Annotated in this window: 20 protein-coding genes; 16 read left to right on the top strand and 4 right to left on the bottom strand. The window is 52.3% G+C overall.

The annotated features are described in order from the left end of the window. The first annotated feature begins 2 nt into the window (after positions 1 to 2). The 10 genes from B3355_RS08820 to B3355_RS08775 all read left to right on the top strand — a co-directional run bounded on the left by B3355_RS08820 (position 3) and on the right by B3355_RS08775 (position 8,479). Positions 3 to 1,037, top strand: a complete 1,035-nt coding sequence (locus B3355_RS08820; protein WP_292782788.1) for a vWA domain-containing protein — start codon at positions 3 to 5, stop codon at positions 1,035 to 1,037. Continuing rightward, positions 1,034 to 1,636, top strand: a complete 603-nt coding sequence (locus tag B3355_RS08815; protein WP_292782785.1) for a hypothetical protein — start codon at positions 1,034 to 1,036, stop codon at positions 1,634 to 1,636. The genes B3355_RS08820 and B3355_RS08815 overlap by 4 nt, the downstream gene beginning before the upstream one ends. Next, entirely contained in the window at positions 1,636 to 2,712 is a 1,077-nt protein-coding gene (locus tag B3355_RS08810) for a vWA domain-containing protein (protein ID WP_292782782.1), read from the top strand. The genes B3355_RS08815 and B3355_RS08810 overlap by 1 nt, the downstream gene beginning before the upstream one ends. A gap of 65 nt (positions 2,713 to 2,777) precedes the next feature. Continuing rightward, positions 2,778 to 3,371 (top strand): SRPBCC family protein, encoded by a 594-nt coding sequence (locus B3355_RS08805; protein WP_292782779.1) that lies wholly within the window; start codon positions 2,778 to 2,780, stop codon positions 3,369 to 3,371. A 14-nt stretch (positions 3,372 to 3,385) separates the two neighbouring features. After that, the gene (locus tag B3355_RS08800; RefSeq protein WP_292782777.1) at positions 3,386 to 3,769 is read left to right on the top strand and encodes a hypothetical protein; all 384 of its coding nucleotides are present in this window, start codon (positions 3,386 to 3,388) and stop codon (positions 3,767 to 3,769) included. Continuing rightward, a complete protein-coding gene (locus B3355_RS08795; RefSeq protein WP_292782774.1) occupies positions 3,766 to 4,146 on the top strand; it encodes a thioredoxin family protein in 381 nt (126 codons plus the stop codon). The genes B3355_RS08800 and B3355_RS08795 overlap by 4 nt, the downstream gene beginning before the upstream one ends. Before the next feature lie 134 nt (positions 4,147 to 4,280). After that, positions 4,281 to 5,252 carry a cytochrome D1 domain-containing protein gene (locus B3355_RS08790; protein WP_292782771.1) on the top strand — a complete coding sequence of 324 codons (972 nt, stop codon included), beginning with the start codon at positions 4,281 to 4,283 and terminating at the stop codon, positions 5,250 to 5,252. A gap of 153 nt (positions 5,253 to 5,405) precedes the next feature. Next, positions 5,406 to 6,368: a beta-propeller fold lactonase family protein gene (locus B3355_RS08785; protein ID WP_292782768.1), complete on the top strand. Its 963-nt coding sequence runs from the start codon at positions 5,406 to 5,408 to the stop codon at positions 6,366 to 6,368. A 96-nt stretch (positions 6,369 to 6,464) separates the two neighbouring features. Then, positions 6,465 to 7,844, top strand: a complete 1,380-nt coding sequence (locus tag B3355_RS08780; protein ID WP_292782765.1) for an ATP-binding protein — start codon at positions 6,465 to 6,467, stop codon at positions 7,842 to 7,844. Then, a complete protein-coding gene (locus B3355_RS08775) occupies positions 7,841 to 8,479 on the top strand; it encodes a response regulator (protein WP_019883019.1) in 639 nt (212 codons plus the stop codon). The genes B3355_RS08780 and B3355_RS08775 overlap by 4 nt, the downstream gene beginning before the upstream one ends. Positions 8,480 to 8,485: 6 nt before the next feature. Here the strand turns inward: B3355_RS08775 and B3355_RS08770 are convergent, their stop codons facing one another. Continuing rightward, the gene (locus B3355_RS08770) at positions 8,486 to 9,382 is read right to left on the bottom strand and encodes a LysR substrate-binding domain-containing protein (RefSeq protein WP_292782762.1); all 897 of its coding nucleotides are present in this window, start codon (positions 9,380 to 9,382) and stop codon (positions 8,486 to 8,488) included. Between the two features lie 110 nt (positions 9,383 to 9,492). Between B3355_RS08770 and B3355_RS08765 the strand changes: the two genes are divergently transcribed. The 3 genes from B3355_RS08765 to B3355_RS08755 all read left to right on the top strand — a co-directional run bounded on the left by B3355_RS08765 (position 9,493) and on the right by B3355_RS08755 (position 11,420). Beyond that, positions 9,493 to 10,185, top strand: a complete 693-nt coding sequence (locus B3355_RS08765; protein ID WP_292782760.1) for a type 1 glutamine amidotransferase domain-containing protein — start codon at positions 9,493 to 9,495, stop codon at positions 10,183 to 10,185. Next, on the top strand, positions 10,182 to 10,475 hold the full coding sequence (locus B3355_RS08760) for a DUF1330 domain-containing protein (RefSeq protein WP_292782757.1): 294 nt from the start codon (positions 10,182 to 10,184) through the stop codon (positions 10,473 to 10,475). Before B3355_RS08765 ends, B3355_RS08760 begins: the two co-directional genes overlap by 4 nt. Positions 10,476 to 10,553: 78 nt before the next feature. After that, the gene (locus tag B3355_RS08755) at positions 10,554 to 11,420 is read left to right on the top strand and encodes a DMT family transporter (protein WP_292782754.1); all 867 of its coding nucleotides are present in this window, start codon (positions 10,554 to 10,556) and stop codon (positions 11,418 to 11,420) included. Positions 11,421 to 11,434: 14 nt separating this feature from the next. On the opposite strand, the gene B3355_RS08750 is transcribed toward B3355_RS08755, so the two are convergent. After that, positions 11,435 to 12,739, bottom strand: a complete 1,305-nt coding sequence (locus tag B3355_RS08750) for a Y-family DNA polymerase (protein WP_292782751.1) — start codon at positions 12,737 to 12,739, stop codon at positions 11,435 to 11,437. A 145-nt stretch (positions 12,740 to 12,884) separates the two neighbouring features. On the opposite strand from B3355_RS08750, the gene pqqA (B3355_RS08745) reads away from it, so the two are divergent. Next, positions 12,885 to 12,956, top strand: coding sequence for a pyrroloquinoline quinone precursor peptide PqqA (gene pqqA / locus B3355_RS08745; RefSeq protein WP_081624291.1), 72 nt, complete (start codon positions 12,885 to 12,887; stop codon positions 12,954 to 12,956). 77 nt (positions 12,957 to 13,033) lie between these two features. Here pqqA (B3355_RS08745) and B3355_RS08740 read toward each other — a convergent pair whose 3' ends face one another. Then, on the bottom strand, positions 13,034 to 13,660 hold the full coding sequence (locus B3355_RS08740; protein ID WP_292782747.1) for a LexA family protein: 627 nt from the start codon (positions 13,658 to 13,660) through the stop codon (positions 13,034 to 13,036). Between the two features lie 104 nt (positions 13,661 to 13,764). Here B3355_RS08740 and B3355_RS08735 point away from each other — a divergent pair, with 104 nt between their 5' ends. Next, complete coding sequence (locus B3355_RS08735; RefSeq protein ID WP_292782744.1) at positions 13,765 to 14,580, top strand: sulfite exporter TauE/SafE family protein; 816 nt, start codon at positions 13,765 to 13,767, stop codon at positions 14,578 to 14,580. 85 nt (positions 14,581 to 14,665) lie between these two features. On the opposite strand, the gene pqqA (B3355_RS08730) is transcribed toward B3355_RS08735, so the two are convergent. Next, positions 14,666 to 14,737 (bottom strand): pyrroloquinoline quinone precursor peptide PqqA, encoded by a 72-nt coding sequence (gene pqqA / locus B3355_RS08730; RefSeq protein ID WP_081624291.1) that lies wholly within the window; start codon positions 14,735 to 14,737, stop codon positions 14,666 to 14,668. 240 nt (positions 14,738 to 14,977) lie between these two features. On the opposite strand from pqqA (B3355_RS08730), the gene B3355_RS08725 reads away from it, so the two are divergent. Further along, positions 14,978 to 16,609 carry an alpha-D-glucose phosphate-specific phosphoglucomutase gene (locus tag B3355_RS08725; RefSeq protein WP_292782741.1) on the top strand — a complete coding sequence of 544 codons (1,632 nt, stop codon included), beginning with the start codon at positions 14,978 to 14,980 and terminating at the stop codon, positions 16,607 to 16,609. Positions 16,610 to 16,651 lie beyond the last annotated feature (42 nt).

Below are 16,651 nucleotides of genomic sequence, written 5' to 3'. Positions count from 1 at the left end.
ACATGTGGGAAGAAGGCGCGCAAACCGTATTACTGGCTTCAGGCTTTAATGAGCACTGGGGGCTGACGGATTTCTGGCCATTGCTGTTGTTACCTTTGGCCGTATTGCCATGGGTATTGCGCGGGCAAATGAATTTCCCGCATCCGGCGTTACAAGGGTTGCCAGCAGATCCGCTATCTGCCTGGCTGGATCGCCTGTGGAAGATGGCATTAAGTCTATTGATACTGGCCTTGAGTCTGGCGCTCACCGGCCCTTACCTGAAATCGCAATATGTCGAAAAGATAGGACGTGGTGCGCATGTCATGATCGTGCTGGACCGCAGTGCCAGCATGAATGAGCCATTTGTAAAAAAAGGTGACGATGCACAAGCACGCGTGCCCAAGATGGAAGTCGCCCGCAAGGTCCTTAAAACGCTGGTCGCACAAGGGCATGATGATTTAATGGGCATGGTGACTTTCAGTACTTCCCCAATTCTGGCGGCACCACTGGGCAATGACCGCGAGTTTGTGCAGGCGGCACTGGATGCCACCGAAGCCGGTGGCATGGGCTTTACCGCCGTGGCGCGTGGCTTGGGTATGGCGCTGGATTACTTTGCGGACCAGCCGGTTACCGGCGCACGCGCCATGGTGCTGGTGTCAGATGGCGGGGCGCATCTGGATGGCAAAACGCAGGATATGTTACGCGCCATGTTTATGCGCCAGAAGGCTTCGCTGTACTGGATTTATCTACGCTCCGAGAGTGGCGTCAGCCTTAAGCAAAGCCTGGCAGAGGGCGAAAATATTGATGCTTATCCTGAGTATGCCCTGCATGAATATTTCCAGACGCTGAATGTGCCATATCGCGTGTATGAGGCTGAAAACCCGCAGGCGGTGATGGCGGCGGTGCGCGATATCTCCACACTGAAAAATAAACCGACCAGATACCTGGAACCCGTGTCGCGGCAGGATTTAAGCCAGTATGCCTATGGCCTGGCGTGGCTGGTGGCGGTGTGTTTGATGTGTTTGTATGCATTGGAATTGAAACGGTGGCAGGCATGAATAAAAAACTGGCAGGCGTCCTGCGGCGTGGCGTGTTATGGGCAGGGCTATTGATATTAATTTCAGTGGTGATGCTGATCAGGCAGGTCATTGATATCTATCAGGCTGAAGTCTATCGCCGCAGTCTGCAACCGCATGTGTTGATTGAAAATACCTTGCTTGGTGCAAACCAGACGCCGCAGGCCTTGTTTGCCAATGCGGTGTTTTATGACAACCAGGTTAAGCCCGAACAGGCATTATCTGAATTCGCCGCGCTGATTAGCAAGGTGCCTGAAGGTGACCCGCTACGTCAACAAGCCTATTTTAATTCGGGCAATATTTACCTGCGCACAGCGATCCGCTTGCTGGAACAGCGCGGCCTGCCTGCGTGGGATGAAGCGGGTCCGCTGGTCGCACTGGCCAAAGAGAGCTACCAAAAAGCCTTGCGCGTAGAGCCTGACTGGTCTGAGGTGAAATACAACTACCACCTGGCCTTACGCCTGGCACCGACTACGCATGGCATGTCCGGGCCGCAACAATATGAAGATGAGCAGATCAAGGCAGAAGAAGAGCCAAGTGGCTGGCCAGCCATGCCGGGTAATCCTAGAGGCATGCCCTGATGCGTCTGCGTTTTTCTGAGGCATGGCGAGCGGTCGTAAAAGGCCTGGTGGGGGGCTGGTCTGGGCAAGGGTCCAGGCTGTATGCCTGGCGCAAAGCGTGCCTTATCGCAACATTTGTGTTGCTCACCATCATCTTATTCCGGCCACATCTAATGCTACCCAATCGCGTTTATGACTGGTATTTCGTGGTGGATATCACGCAAAGCATGAATGTGCCTGATTACCAGGTGGCTGGTAAAAGTATCAGTCGCTTGCAAATAGCCAAGCAAAGTATACGCAAAACCTTATCGGCCTTGCCTTGTGGTTCACGGGTGGCGCTGGGGATGTTTACCGAACGCAATGTGGTGAATGTGGTGGAGCCGGTTGAGGTCTGCGCCCATTTCGCCGCGCTGGACCAAACGGTTGCCAGCATGGACTGGCGCATGGCCTGGGCTGCGGATTCGTTTATCGCGCATGGTTTGTACAACGCCCTGGAACAGGCACCGGAATTAGGCAAGCAGATACGCGTCATGTTTTTCACTGATGGCCAGCAGGCGCCACCTGCCAATCCTAAATACATGCCCGGCTATGCCGGTAAACCTGGCGATGTGCAGGGATACCTGGTCGGCATGGGCAAGTCGGTCGCCAGCAAAATCCCCAAACTGGATGAAAAGAATGCGGTTTCCGGCTATTGGGAACAGGAAGAAGTACAGCGATTCGGTAACTTTGGCATGGCTGAGACTTTGTCGGTACTGGCGATGGAGCAGGGCCAGCATGACCGCAATGCCGGTCACGGCCCGGGGACTGATTTGCTGAATAATGCGCACCTCTCGGCACTGGATGAACAGAACCTGCAACGCCTGGCTAACACTACTGGCCTGAATTATGTGCGTCTGGAGCAGTCAGCGCAAGGCAGCAGTTGGGCGACTGGTTTAGGTATGACTGCCTGGCGATGGGCCGATACCGACCTCAGGCCTTGGCTGGCCGTGCCGGCGATAGTTTGCTGGCTGCTGTACCTGCTGCTGACATTTTCCGGTAGTCGCTGGGTCAAGTGGTTGGCGCGACGCTGGTCTGGCATCAGGTTGCACAGTCACTAAAAGTTTTAAGTGAACAACAGATTTTAAGTAAGCAATACGTTTAGTTTTTTAGAGAAGGAGCAACAATGAAGTGGTCTTTATTACTGATTGGATTAATGAGTGCAAATGCCTGGGCGCATGGCCCGACACCGCAGAAAACCGATGAATCCATTCAGGTAAATGCGGCAGCCGATGCCGTATGGAAGCGTATCAGCGCGCCTTGTGCACTGGCACAATGGCATCCACAAGTGACGGCCTGCGAGGCAGTCAACGACAAGCAGCAAAAAATTACCCTTAAAAACGGCAAGCATTTATTACAGGAAATCGATGAGGTTTCTGCCGCAGACATGACGGTGGCTTATCGCCTGTCGGGCGACATTGACCTGGAAGCGCTACCTGTCAGCTCCTTGAATGGAAAAATCAAGGTGGTGGCCGATGGCAGCAATGCCAAGGTGGTGTGGACAGCACGCTATTACCGCGCCTTTACCGGCAATGAACCGCCAGCCGGACAGGATGATGAGTCAGCCAAAAGTGCGGTCGACAGTTTTGTCAAAGACGGCTTGCAAGGCCTGAAAGACGGTCGCCAGAATGCAGCGGCCAATAGCAGTGGCTGGCGCAACAAGATCTGCGCACATTTGCGCCCTTTGTTTAAACGCATGGGTACAAGCGTGTGCGCCTGAATCAGTTAGCCAGCATGATGATCCGCATACGCTTGCTGGTTGCTGTCAGTGCCTGGATATTCCTGGCCACTACCCCGGCCATGGCTGCTAGTGAAAACAGTGAGGTCACGCTGGTCGAAACCGATGACAGTCTATGTCTGGCACATGGCGGTCAACTGGTGTCGCTGCAACTGTCCGCTGTCAGCATTGAACAGGACGCCTCAGCAGAGGTTGAGGTGTGGGTAGATCGCTGGTTTATGCAAGTGCAAACGGCAGACCATACCCGCCATGTGTTGAGTGCGCAGGTGCCGGTCGCAGAACTCGGCTGTTCGCAAAGCATAGCCGGACCGCAACACTGGACCCTGAGTGTGATTAAACGCCTGCCAGCAGCAGGCGCCCCTTCCAAGGAAACTCCATGAGTGTCAATAATCTTTACCCCATAGACAGCCAAGCCGCGTTTAACCAGCAAGTAACCGCGCATGATTTTATGGTTGTACTGTTTACCGCCAAGTGGTGTGCGCCTTGCCAGACATTTGCACCGGTATTTGCCGAGATAGCCGCACAAACGCCCCACATCTTGTTTGCTACGGTAGATATGGATGTGGCTACAGACCTGGCGGCCAATTTTCAGGTTGCACAAGTACCAGCGTTGATGGTGGTACGCGAGCGCGTGGTGATTGACCTGGTCAATGGCGCTATGCACGCCCACGAGCTGAAACATCATCTGCATATGTGGCAAGCGCTGGATATGGCGGCGATTAATGCCCATTTTGCGCAAAGAGTATCTGCTTCCTAGCCTCCCTGCCGTGAAAAAATCCCTGCCAGTTGCAGGATACTGTCTGACGTTTTAAGGCAGATAAACACCTATAGTTAAACATCGCTCAAAGACCATACGCGAGGAGAAGTATGTTTTTTCGGAAGACGTCCAGCATGGCGTCTGCACACCCATACTTTCAAAGATTTGCCGGGTTATGGTTGGCCTGTATGGTGCTGCATGGGCAAGCAGCAGAGCTTGCTTATATCACCAACCAGGGTGATCACACGGTGTCGGTGGTCGATATGCAGCAGCGCACCGTGCTGCATACCCTAGTGGTGGGCAAGTCGCCGGTTGGTGTGGCGGTCGATCAGCAACAGCAAAAAGTGTATGTAAGCAATGTTGAAGGCCACTCATTGTCGGTCATCGATATGCAGCACCAGCAAGTGATACGTACGATTGATTTACCGATTGCGCCAGTCGGACTGGCCGTGAGTAAAACCGGTGACCGCTTGTATGTGGCAGACTGGTATCACGACACCTTGTTGGTCGTGGCTGCAGATAACGGGCAGGTACTGGCAAACATCCCGGTTGGGCAGGCGCCTGGCGGCCTGCAAATGAGTCCGGATGGTAGCACTTTGTATGTTGCCAATCGCGACAGTGACGATATCAGTGTGATTGATACCCACAGCAACAAAGCGCGTCATCGGGTCAACGTTGGCAAGCATCCGTTTGGCTTGAGTTTAAGTCCGGATGGCCAGCAATTATTTGTGGTGAATGTGTATTCAAATACGGTCAGCGTGATGGATACGCGCACTCAACAGGTACTAGCGACGCTGAATACGGGCGATCACCCGTATTGCGCGACGCCGGACCATCGCGGGCAACGCTTGTTTGTCAGTAATACGGGAGATGATAGCGTGAGCGTGATTGATCTGGCAACGCGGCAAACCATTCGCAAGATTCGTGTGCCGGGCACGCCGGAAGGCATTGCTTTCGATGCTGAGCACCAGCAGGTGGTGGTGGCCAGCTGGATGGATAACGTTATTGCCATTATCGACAGTGAACGCCTGCTTGTTAAAGTAACGGTTGCCGTCGGTGCGCAGCCGCGGGCGTTTGGTCAGTTCATCGGGAGTAAATCCCGATGAAATCGGGAAGGCTGCCGCTATTGGGGCAGTCGCAGCATGCTTAATATGCAATTATCAATTTAAATGACTTAATTTAATTGATTTGCATAAAGTATATCTCCATGTTCAGGCCAGTTGTTGCAGCAACTGGTCGATTTTTTTGAAGGACACTCTATGCAACAAGCACTGCAACAGCTTCTATTCACAGCGGCTTTGGCCACTACCTCTTTCTCAGCGTTCTCTCAACCTTTAGCGTATGTGCCCAATGAAAAAGATGGCACGGTGTCGGTCATTGATACCAGTACCGATGAGGTGGTTAAGCGCCTGCCAGCCAAGGGCCAGTTCGGTAAAAAAGTTCAGGCCGCCGCCGTACACCCTGGCAATCAAAACTTGTATGTCGTCGTGCGCGATAAAAATGCGGTAGCTGTGGTAGATACCCAACAAGGCAAGCAAGTCGCTTTGATCAAGGTTGGTGATGAGCCTGAGGGAATAGATATTTCACCGGATGGCAAGCTGCTGGCTGCCTGCCTGGAAGAGGAAAATGCGGTGGCGCTGGTAGACCTGCAGGCCAACAAGGTCAAATACACCATTCATACCCAGGGCAGAAACCCCGAGCACTGTGTATTTTCGCCGGATCAGCAGTGGTTATTGGCGAGCAATGAAGAAAGCAATAATGTGGATGTGATCAATCTGACATCACTCAAATCCGAACATTTGATTGCTGCCACCAAGCATCCGCGCGGCGTGGGCTTCAGCCCGGACGGCAAATGGGCTTATGTCGCCAACGAAGCGGCAAATTTGCTGGAAATTGTATCCACCAGTGACTGGAAGGTCCAAGCCAATATCAAAGTCGGCTTGCGCTCTAATGGTGTCAAGGTCAATGCCGATGGCAGCCGTATTTATGTCAGCAACGGCGGTGACCATAATATCAGCGTGATTGATACTGCCAGCCGTCAGGTGATTGCCACTATCGCGGTGGGGCAACGGCCGTGGAATATGGCACTGACGCCAGATGGCAAAAAACTGTATGTCGCCAATGGCCGTAGTCATAGCGTGTCTGTGATTGATACGCAAACGAATCAGCGCTTAAAGGATATTCCGGTAGGCACCTTGCCTTGGGGTGTCGTGATTCGCTAGTCCGCCTATAATGCGTGATATCCCTGCATGCCAGGGGTATGAATCGGGAAAAATTCCCGATAGTTTTTGGGCGATCGACTTTAAAATCCACACAGCATGATGAAATCTCTCAGTCTTCAGTTCAAACTTAATCTGATCATTACCTTGTTATTGCTCGGCTTATTGCTGACCTGGGCAGTATCCGTGGTGAAGAATGCGCGCGAAGACGTATTGGCTGAGGTGGATTCAAGCACCAATCTGGTGATTCATTTGCTGGATGCAGAAATTGCGCATTACATGACAGATTTTGGCTGGTTGAATAACAGTGAAAATGGTCAAACCAATCTGTTCAGGCTGGATGAGCTGACCAATATCCGCCATTTGAAGGTGGATTTTTTTGATATGAATGGCCGCTTGCGTGAGTCTAACCGCTCGACGCGATTGGAGCATACCGGTGAAGAGCCACCGGCGTGGTTTGTACGCCTGCTGGATATTTCCAGCGTGCTCAATGAACCCAAACGCAAGAATATTATTTTAAACGGCCGCTTTATCGGCGAGCTGGTCATTACGCCAGACCCGAGTTTTGAGTTGCGCGAAATTTGGGATGACACCTCTGGTTTGCTGGCGATTGTCGGCCTGTTTGGTCTCAGCGTATTGTTGTTTGTTTATTGGACGGTGCGGGCGACGTTTAAACCGGTGAAGCAGATTATTCATGGTTTGAACCAGATTGAGCGCGGTGAATATCAAAGCCGCTTGCCTGGGTTTGAGCAGATTGAGCTGAGTGAGATCAGTGACAAGTTCAACAGCATGGCCAGCACGCTGGAGCAAAGCATACGCAATAATCACCGTTTAACGCAGCAGATTATTCACCTGCAGGAAGAAGAACGTAAAAAACTGGCGCGTGACCTGCATGACGAAATCGGCCAATACCTGACCGCGGTGCATGTAGATGCCAGTGCGCTGGTGGCAGCAAAAAAACTCAGCGTAGCGCGTGAAAGCGCGCAGGCAATTGCGCAGATCACACGGCAAATGATGGTGACTATTCAGGATATCCTGGCGCGTTTGCGCCCGCGCGTGCTGGATGAGCTAGGGTTGAGCCTGGCGTTGGCTGAGTTGATTCATCACTGGCATGATCGTAATCGCGGCATCATGGTAGTGAATGCGATTTCCAACCACCTGAGCCAACATGATGAGTCAGTGTCGGTGACGGTTTACCGTATTTTGCAGGAGTGCCTGACGAATATCAGCAAGCATGCGGCGGCTACCCGCGTGACGATAGAAGTGACGGAAGATGAGCAAGGCTTATCGCTGATGATAGAGGATGATGGACGTGGGTTTGATACCAGTGTGCAAAGCCGCGGCTATGGCCTGGCGGGTATGCAAGAGCGGGTAGAGGGCTTGATGGGCAGCATGAAAATTACCAGTGCGCCGGGCCAGGGGACGCGTATCGAAGTCCGTTTTCACACAACAGAAGGTTTTCAGGAAGCAGTGACATGACAGTTAAAGTTGTTTTGGTGGATGATCACACCGTGGTGCGTTCAGGGTTACGTCGCTTGCTTGAGAGCCATAAGTCGATTGAAATCGTGGCCGAGGCAGATACCGGGGAGTCGGCATACCAGGTGTACGGCGAGATTCTGCCAGATGTCATGCTGATGGATATTTCCATGCCTGGCATGGGCGGCCTGGAAGCCGCCAAACGTATTTTGCAGCGCTATCCGCAAGCCAGAATCGTGATTTTCTCCATGCACGAGGCGGTATCGTTCGCAGCGCAGGCACTCAAAACCGGCGTGAAAGGGTATGTGACTAAAACCGGTGTGGCTGAAGATCTCGTGCAGGCGGTGCTGGATGTGGCCAAAGGTCGCACGTTTTTAAGCCAGGATGTGGCGCAGAAAGTCGCTTTGCAAACCTTGATTGGTGAAAGCAATCCCTTGCAGCAATTGACGTCACGCGAGTTCGAAGTGTTCCGCTTGTTGGCCGAAGGCAAGCGCGTGGAAGAGGTGGCTGATATGCTCAAAATCAGCCAGAAAACAGTGGCCAATTACTATACCCTGATCAAGCAAAAACTCTCGGTGAACAGCCCGGTAGAAATGGTGCGGCTGGCCATGAAGCATGGCCTGATTGATGCCGCGTAAGCACGACTAAAGTGTTTGCGCCACGTCTTCAATCAATGACCGCAGCCAGCGGTGTGCGGGATCCTGCCGATACCTGACATGCCAGGCGATATCTACTGGAAAAGTGCCCAGGTCGACTGGTGTTGGCAGGATTTTTAAGCGCGTATCATTTGCCAGGCGGCGGCAAATCTGGATCGGCAGTGTGGTGCAATAATCGGTGACGGAAATCACTTCTGGTACCGACAGAAAATGCGTGACCGACACCGCCACTTCACGTTTCAAACCATGCCGGTCTAATGCCTGAAACAACCCTGCGCGCATGCGTCCTGGCGGCAATACATTCACATGTTTCAGCTGTTCATATTGCACCTTGGTGATTTCGTCGCCAACGGTCGGGTGATCGGCGCGCACCACACAAGCCAGCCTGTCATCCATCAGGTGCTGCACAATCAGGTTGTCTGGCGGGTCGACGAAACGCCCCATGACCAGCGCTGTGCTGCCTGAAATCACCCCGGTTTCAGCAAGATCATTGCCGTAAGGAATAATGCGCAGCTTAATGCCAGGGGCCAGTACGCGCAGCTTGGCCACGACTGCCGGAATCAGCACATATTCGACATAACTATTAGGTGCAATGGTGAATAACAAATTGGCACTGGCCGGGTCAAAAGCTTGCTGTTCCAGCACGATTTCATCCAGTTGCCCAATCGCTTCCATAATCACTGGCGCCAACGCCTCCGCTTTCTGTGTCGGTTGCATGCCATAACGTTCACGGATAAATAATGGATCCTGGAGTATCTCCCGCAGGCGGTTCAATGCATTCGACAATGCAGGCTGCGTGATGCCAAGCCGGTCAGCCGCGCGCGTCACACTGCGCTCTTCCATCAAGGCGATAAATACTCGTAATAGATTCAGGTCGTAGCGCATTTTAATTATTCATATGGTGAATAATTAAAATATACATAATAAATTTCAAAAATGGAATCAAAGCGTTCATGATGGACTCACCTGATCACTTAATCACTAAGGAGCTTTAAATGAACATCCTGATCGTCCTCACCTCGCATGACACTCTGGGTAATACCGGCCTTAAAACTGGTTTCTGGCTCGAAGAGCTGGCTGCGCCTTATTACGCGTTTAAGGCTGCGGGTGCGCAATTGACATTGGCATCGCCTAAAGGCGGCCAGCCGCCGCTGGATCCTAAAAGTAATGATCCCGCTTTTCAAACAGCGGACACCAAACGTTTTGAAGCCGATGCAGAAGCAGGCAAAGCCTTGGCGACGACCGTGCCCTTAAACTCAGTGTCACATAATGGTTTTGATGCAGTATTTTATCCAGGCGGGCACGGGCCATTGTGGGACCTGGCAGAGGACCGCGACTCCATTAGCTTGATCGAGTCGACATTGAATGCAGGTAAACCTGTCGCGCTGGTTTGTCATGCGCCTGGCGTGTTGCGCCATGCCAAACAGCCGGATGGTCGCCCGCTGGTGGCTGGCAAGAAAGTCACAGGTTTCACTAATACGGAAGAAGAAGCCGTCGGCTTAACCAATGTCGTCCCTTTCCTGGTCGAAGATATGCTGGCCAATCATGGCGGTATTTTTTCAAAAGGCGCTGACTGGCAACCCTATGTGGTCGAGGATGGTTTGTTGATTACCGGGCAAAATCCGGCGTCGTCTGCCTTAGCCGCACAGTCTCTTGTACAACGCCTGCAGAGTGCGCAAACATCATGAGTGCCTATGTGGTCATGATGCGTGAACAGACCACTGATCAGGCCGCCATGGATACTTATGCCAGCCTGGCCCCTCTCGCCCGGGAGGGGCATGCGGTCACGCCGCTGGTGAAATATGGCGCGCTCAATATCCTGGAAGGCCCGTCCTTTGAAGGATGCTTGATCCATCGCTTTCCCACCGTCAAAGCGGCCGAAGCCTGGTACTACAGTCCGCAATATCAGCAGGCCGTTAAGCATAGGCACCAGGGCGCGCAATATCGGGTGTTTATTGTGGAAGGGATTGACGGCTGAAGCAGACACAGGCTATAAGGATTTGTTGCGGCAGTGAAATGCGTCCACTTTAAAAAATCGAACGGTATATAAAATTAAATGAATCACTTCAAAACCTATTTAATGGCCACCATGGCAGCGATTTTCTGGGGCGCTAATTTCAACCTGGCGCGCCCGGTCATTGCTGAAATGGGGCCTTATGTCGCGGGCGCAAGTCGCTATGTGCTGGCTGCGGCTGTCATGGTCTTGATTGCGCAAATGCGAAAAGAGGCGATTCCCGCGCAGCATTGGAAAGCGTATCTGACGCTGGGCGTTGTCGGTGTGTTTGGATTCAACCTGTTTTTCTTTCTGGGCATGGAAACGTCTTCTGCCATCAATGGGGCACTGATTATGGCTCTGAATCCCTTGCTTACGGCCGTGCTGGGTTATGTGATTCTGCGCGACAGGCCAAGCAAGCAGCAACTGCTTGCATTCCCGATTGGTATTGCGGGCGTGGCAATCGTGGTGCTGGGTGCGGGTGCGCAACTGAAGATTGCAGTTGGCGATATCTACATCCTGATTGCCTCGCTAAATTGGGCGCTCTATAACGTATTGGTCAAAAAAATGATGCCTAAGCAGGTGGGCGGTATTGCGAATACTGCGGGCATCATGACCGTTGGGGCGATGGCGTTGAGCATTGCTGCCATCATGCATGGCGATCATGTTGTCGTGCCGACGATACATGCCGGGGCTGCGCTGCTGACGATGTCGCTAGGCGGCGGAGTGCTGGCTTATCTGTTCTGGAATGCCAGCATTTCACATCTTGGGCCCTCAAAAGCGGCAATCTTTATGAACCTGGTGCCGGTCACCACCATGGTCATTGCGGCGTTTGAGCATGTGCCCCCTAATCATGCGCAGTTGCTTGGTGCCATGCTGGTCATCAGTGCGGTCACTTTTAGCTCGGTGTCTGTATCCAAAACGGCTTAAGATTTGGCGACTGATTAGTCCACCTTTAATAGCGCGTCCCAACTGGTGGTGTAAGCAGGGCTTTTAAGCGCCTGCTTCATGCGCCAGGGTTGCTGGCGCTGTACTCCTTCGCTCGCCAGTTTGAGGGTGGCTCTGCCCATTTTTTGATTGATAGTGTCCAAGGCATGCATCAAGCGGCCTGTTTTCTCGTGCGAGTCCGTGGACCGGAATAAATCTTGTTGCTGCGCCTCCGCTGTCACCAACTCGCCTAGTGATACACCTGCTTTCATATAGTCATAGCCTGGCCGGTAGATCTGCCGTAAGGCCAGCAGGGCTGCCTGTACTAGTTGCAAGGTGTTGTTGGTGGCGATATGCAGCGGCAGGCGCAGGCTGTTATCGTATTGCTGTTGTGCATCGCGAAACGGGCTGGTGCGGATATAGACGTAGACACTGCCTGCATATAATCGTCGCTTGCGCAGCTTTTCGCCAGCGCGGGTTGTATATAGCGTGACGGCTTCAGCCAGGCTTTGCAAGTCACGCACAGGATGGCCAAAGCTGCGCGTGCTCAGAATCTGCTGCTGTGGGCCGCGTATTTGTTCTAACTCAAGGCAAGTCGTGCCATTCAATTCGCGCACGGTTTTCTCCATCACCACGTTAAACCGCTGGCGCATGGTCGCCGCATCGCTGACCTTGAGGTCATAGGCCGTATGAATGTCTGCATCATGCATGTGCTTGCTCAAATTGCGGCCTATGCCCCAAACATTGCCGACGTCGATGTCGCGCAAGGTATCGTCTACCAATGTGATTGGCATGGTGTTGAAGTTACAGACACCATTCAACGTGATGTGTTGTTTGGCACAATGATTCGCCAGCTTTGCCAGCGTTTTGCTGCTGGCAATGCCGACACACACTGGCAAGCCCGTCGATTGCAGCACTGTTTGCCTGAGTTGCTGTGCATAGGCGGTCAGGTCGCGCCTGGAGAACGCAGTCAAGTCGAGAAATGACTCGTCAATTGAGTATACCTCCTGTGACGGGCTAAACTGCCGCAGCACCGACATCACACGATTGCTCATGTCTGCGTACAAAGCATAATTTGACGAATAGGCAATCACCCCCTCTTGCTCGGCATACTTGCGTACCTTGAACCACGGTGCACCCATGGGGATGTCCAGCGCTTTAGCTTCTGTGCTACGGGAGATAATGCAACCATCGTTATTGCTGAGCACCACCACCGGGCGGTCACGTAGTTTGGGGTTAAACACCCGTTCGCAACTGACGTAAAAATTATTCACATCGACAAGCGCCATCGCCCTGATGGCAGGTTGATTCAAGGCTGGCATATTCATTTGCATGAGGGGTGTTTCATGAAATTCCCTAAACGCTGTTCATGATCCGCAATAGCAGGATTGTTGGGGCATGGGCCGATAATACATTCACACGAGCCAGACATGGGGTCGGTTCGGGGAATCAAAAAAGGAGATCATTATGTGGACTAAACCAGCTGCTACCGAAATGCGTTTCGGCTTCGAAGTAACCATGTACGTGATGAACAAATAAGTTCATCTGCGTTCAGGAAACCCGGTTGCCCATGATCAATAGGCGCCGGGTTTTTTATTGCCCGCAGCACTGTTTTATTACCTGAAGCGCCTGAATGAGCCTATTACTACGCCCCAGACTTCAAACTGCATGGGCGCTTGAATCAGGATAGGTGTATAGCGGCCAGATGAGTTTGCCGGCAACAATTTTGGTGTGCCATCTTGTTGTTTGGCCAGCGTTTTAATGGTGAACTCGCCATCTATCATTGCCAGCACAATATCGCCGACCACGGGTGATTTACCTTTATCTACGACCGCCTTATCGCCCGGCATCAAACCGGCCTCTATCATCGACTCCCCCTGTATGGTGACAAAAAAAGTGGTGTCGGCCTGGTCAATCAAATATGCGCTAGGATCCAGGCGCTGCTCAACATGGTCATCGGCGGGGGAGGGAAATCCGGCGGGTACCTTGGACGCATAGAGCGGCACTGCCATCGGTTGTGCTGCACTGTCAGGAAACGCGAAAACTTGCGGACTGTCCAGACTCTCCCTGTTTTGCCGTTGTTGCTGTTGTTTGGCATAGACCGCCAGCAAGTCACCAATCGCGGTTTTCTGGCTGACAGGCACGCGCATCACGGTGGTGCTTTCCTGGTATAAACCAGAGCCCGGTTTACGTCCCGCACCCGCCCGTCTGCCACCTGCCTTTTTCACATATTGATCGCTCATTTGATTATTGTAACAAAAATTATTGCAGGCCAGCGTAAAGAAAAATATGCAAATGGTGCTGAGTCAGCCGTTATACTGTTGCGCTTTCAACGGATGAGTGTCGCATGGACTGGATACAACTTTTTATTGAGCAATATGCGCTGTTTTGCCTGATCGGCGTGGTGGTTGGTGTGCTGTCTGGTTTGCTGGGAATAGGCGGCGGCATTGTGTTGGTGCCTATGTTACATGCCATGCTGGTGGCCAAGGGCTTTTCGGCTGATGCGGCTTTTCATATGGCGCTGGCGACCTCGATGGCCTGCATCGTGTTTACTTCCCTTTCCAGTATTCTGGCGCATCATAAAAACCAGAATATCGTCTGGCCGTATGTCTGGGCCATGGTGCCGATGGCGTTTATTGGCTCTTTGCTGGCAACCCTGGTGGCGATTCACCTTGATGCGTTTTACTTGACGCTATTTTTTGCTACCTTTACTTTTTTTGCGGCGATCCAGTTATTCCTGGATCGCAAACCCACCCAGCACAAAGTACCGGGCAAGGTGGAAATCAGCCTGGTGTCATTGTTGATCGGTGTGATCTCTGCGCTGGTGTCTATCGGTGGCGGCACATTGACGGTGCCTTATCTGGCCATGCGTAATGTGTCTGTGAAGCAGGCGATTGGCACATCAGCAGTGCTGGGCTTCCCGATTGCATTGGCGAGCACAGTGAGTTATCTGCAAGACGCTGTCCGACAGGCGACACATGCGCCAGATACATTTGGCCTGCTCTATTTGCCTGCCATTATGCTGATTACCCCGCTTAGCGTGTTATTTGCCCCGGCAGGCGTGGCGTTGACCAAGCGCTTGCCAGTGAAAGTGTTGAAACGCATCTTTGCTGTTTTCCTGATGGGGGTCAGTATCAATTTGTTGTGGTCGCAGCTGGCTTGATTCCATTATCGCAGGCAATAAAAAAACCGCCGTATTCCGGCGGTTTTTTGTTCAGCGTAATCTTGATACTTAAGATAGGTGCTGATTATTTGTTCATGACGTACATCGTCACTTCAAAACCAAAACGCATTTCAGTAGCAGCTGGTTTAGTCCACATAATAGTCTCCTTTGGTTGTTTGGTAGTACATCGTGCTTGATGTACTTGTATGACTGTCACTATACGCCGGTGTTTCAAAACTACCCTGAAGCGAATCCGTAAAAGCGGCTCATGATTTTACGTAGTTTGCAGGGACGGGAAATGATAAAAAGTGTGAGGAAATCGTCTGTGTAGCAAAAAAACTGACATGAATCTGTAATACAATCAAAGCAGTCCATTAATAAAAAAGAGTGTGCTTGCATGTCGATTCAAACTGTCGCAACTAATCCCTTTTCTGACCAGAAACCCGGTACTTCCGGCCTGCGTAAAAAAGTACGCGTGTTTCAGCAACCGCACTACTTGCAAAACTTTGTGCAGAGTATTTTTGATACGCTGGAGATTCCTGCCAATGCGACCTTAACGCTTGGTGGTGACGGCCGCTTCTATAACAAAGAGGCTATCCAGGTGATTATTAAAATGGCAGCTGCCAACGGTTTTGCCAAGGTGCTGGTCGGCCAGCACGGCATCCTGTCCACCCCGGCTGCGTCCAACATCATCCGTAAATACCAAACCTTTGGTGGCATCATTCTCTCGGCCAGCCACAACCCGGCCGGGCCAGAGGACGACTTCGGGATCAAATACAACACCAGCAATGGCGGCCCGGCACCGGAAAAAATCACCGATGCCATTTTTGCCAATAGCAAACACATTACACAATACAAACTGATCGATTTACCTGAAGTGGATTTATCGAGCATAGGCGTGACCACGCTGGATGGCTTTGAGGTCGAAGTGATTGACTCAGTGGCTGATTACGCGGATCTCATGCAAAGCATGTTTGACTTCGCTGCCATCAAGCGCTGGTTGGCGGCAGGCCACCGCTTGCAGTTTGATGCCATGCATGCGGTGACCGGGCCGTATGCCAAAGAAATTTTCACTCATCGCTTGGGCGCTTCGGTGGATAGCCTGATGAATTGCGAAGTGTCGGAAAACTTTGGTGGAGGTCACCCTGACCCGAACCTGACGTATGCAGAAGACCTGGTCAAAATAGCCTATGGCGGACAAGCGCCAGATTTTGCGGCAGCGTCTGACGGCGATGGCGACCGCAATATGATTCTGGGTAACCATTTTTTTGTCACGCCGTCTGATAGCCTGGCGCTGATTGCGGCGAATGCCAAGCTGATTCCTGCTTACGCCAAAGGCTTGTCCGGCGTGGCGCGCTCTATGCCGACCAGTGGTGCAGTGGATAGGGTGGCTGCCAAACTCGGTATCGCCTGCTACGAAACACCTACCGGCTGGAAATTTTTCGGTAACCTGATGGATGCTGGCCGCGTGACCCTGTGTGGTGAAGAAAGCTTTGGCACCGGTAGCGACCACGTGCGTGAAAAAGATGGTTTGTGGGCAGTGTTGTGCTGGTTGAATTTGCTGGCCGCGACGGGCGAGAGTGTTGAGTCGCTGGTGCGCAAACACTGGCAAGTGTATGGCCGCAATGTCTATTCGCGCCATGATTACGAAGGCGTCCCGACCGAACAGGCCAATGCCGTCATCACTCATATCAAGGCGCAATTTGCCAACCTGCCAGGCCAGGTGTTTGGCAGCTATACCGTGAAAACAGTGGATGATTTTAGCTATACCGATCCGGTTGACGCATCAGTCAGCACTGGCCAGGGTTTGCGTATCCTGTTTGCTTGCGGCTCACGTGTGGTCATTCGTTTGTCTGGCACCGGCACTGAAGGCGCCACTATTCGCGTTTACCTCGAAGCCTTTACTGAGGATGCTGCACAGCAGCAGCTGGATGCACAAGAGGCATTGGCGGAGCTGATTAGCGTATCACACCAGATTTCGCAATTGCCGCAACTCACCGGCAGACAGCAGCCAACGGTTATTACTTAAGGCCAAATGGCTGCGGCTGGATGGGGAAACAGCAGAATGACA

Source organism: Methylophilus sp. UBA6697 (genome assembly GCF_002454655.1).
Lineage (GTDB): Bacteria > Pseudomonadota > Gammaproteobacteria > Burkholderiales > Methylophilaceae > Methylophilus.
Note: the sequence above shows the minus strand (reverse complement) of the source record. Positions and strands in the feature narration are given on the sequence as shown.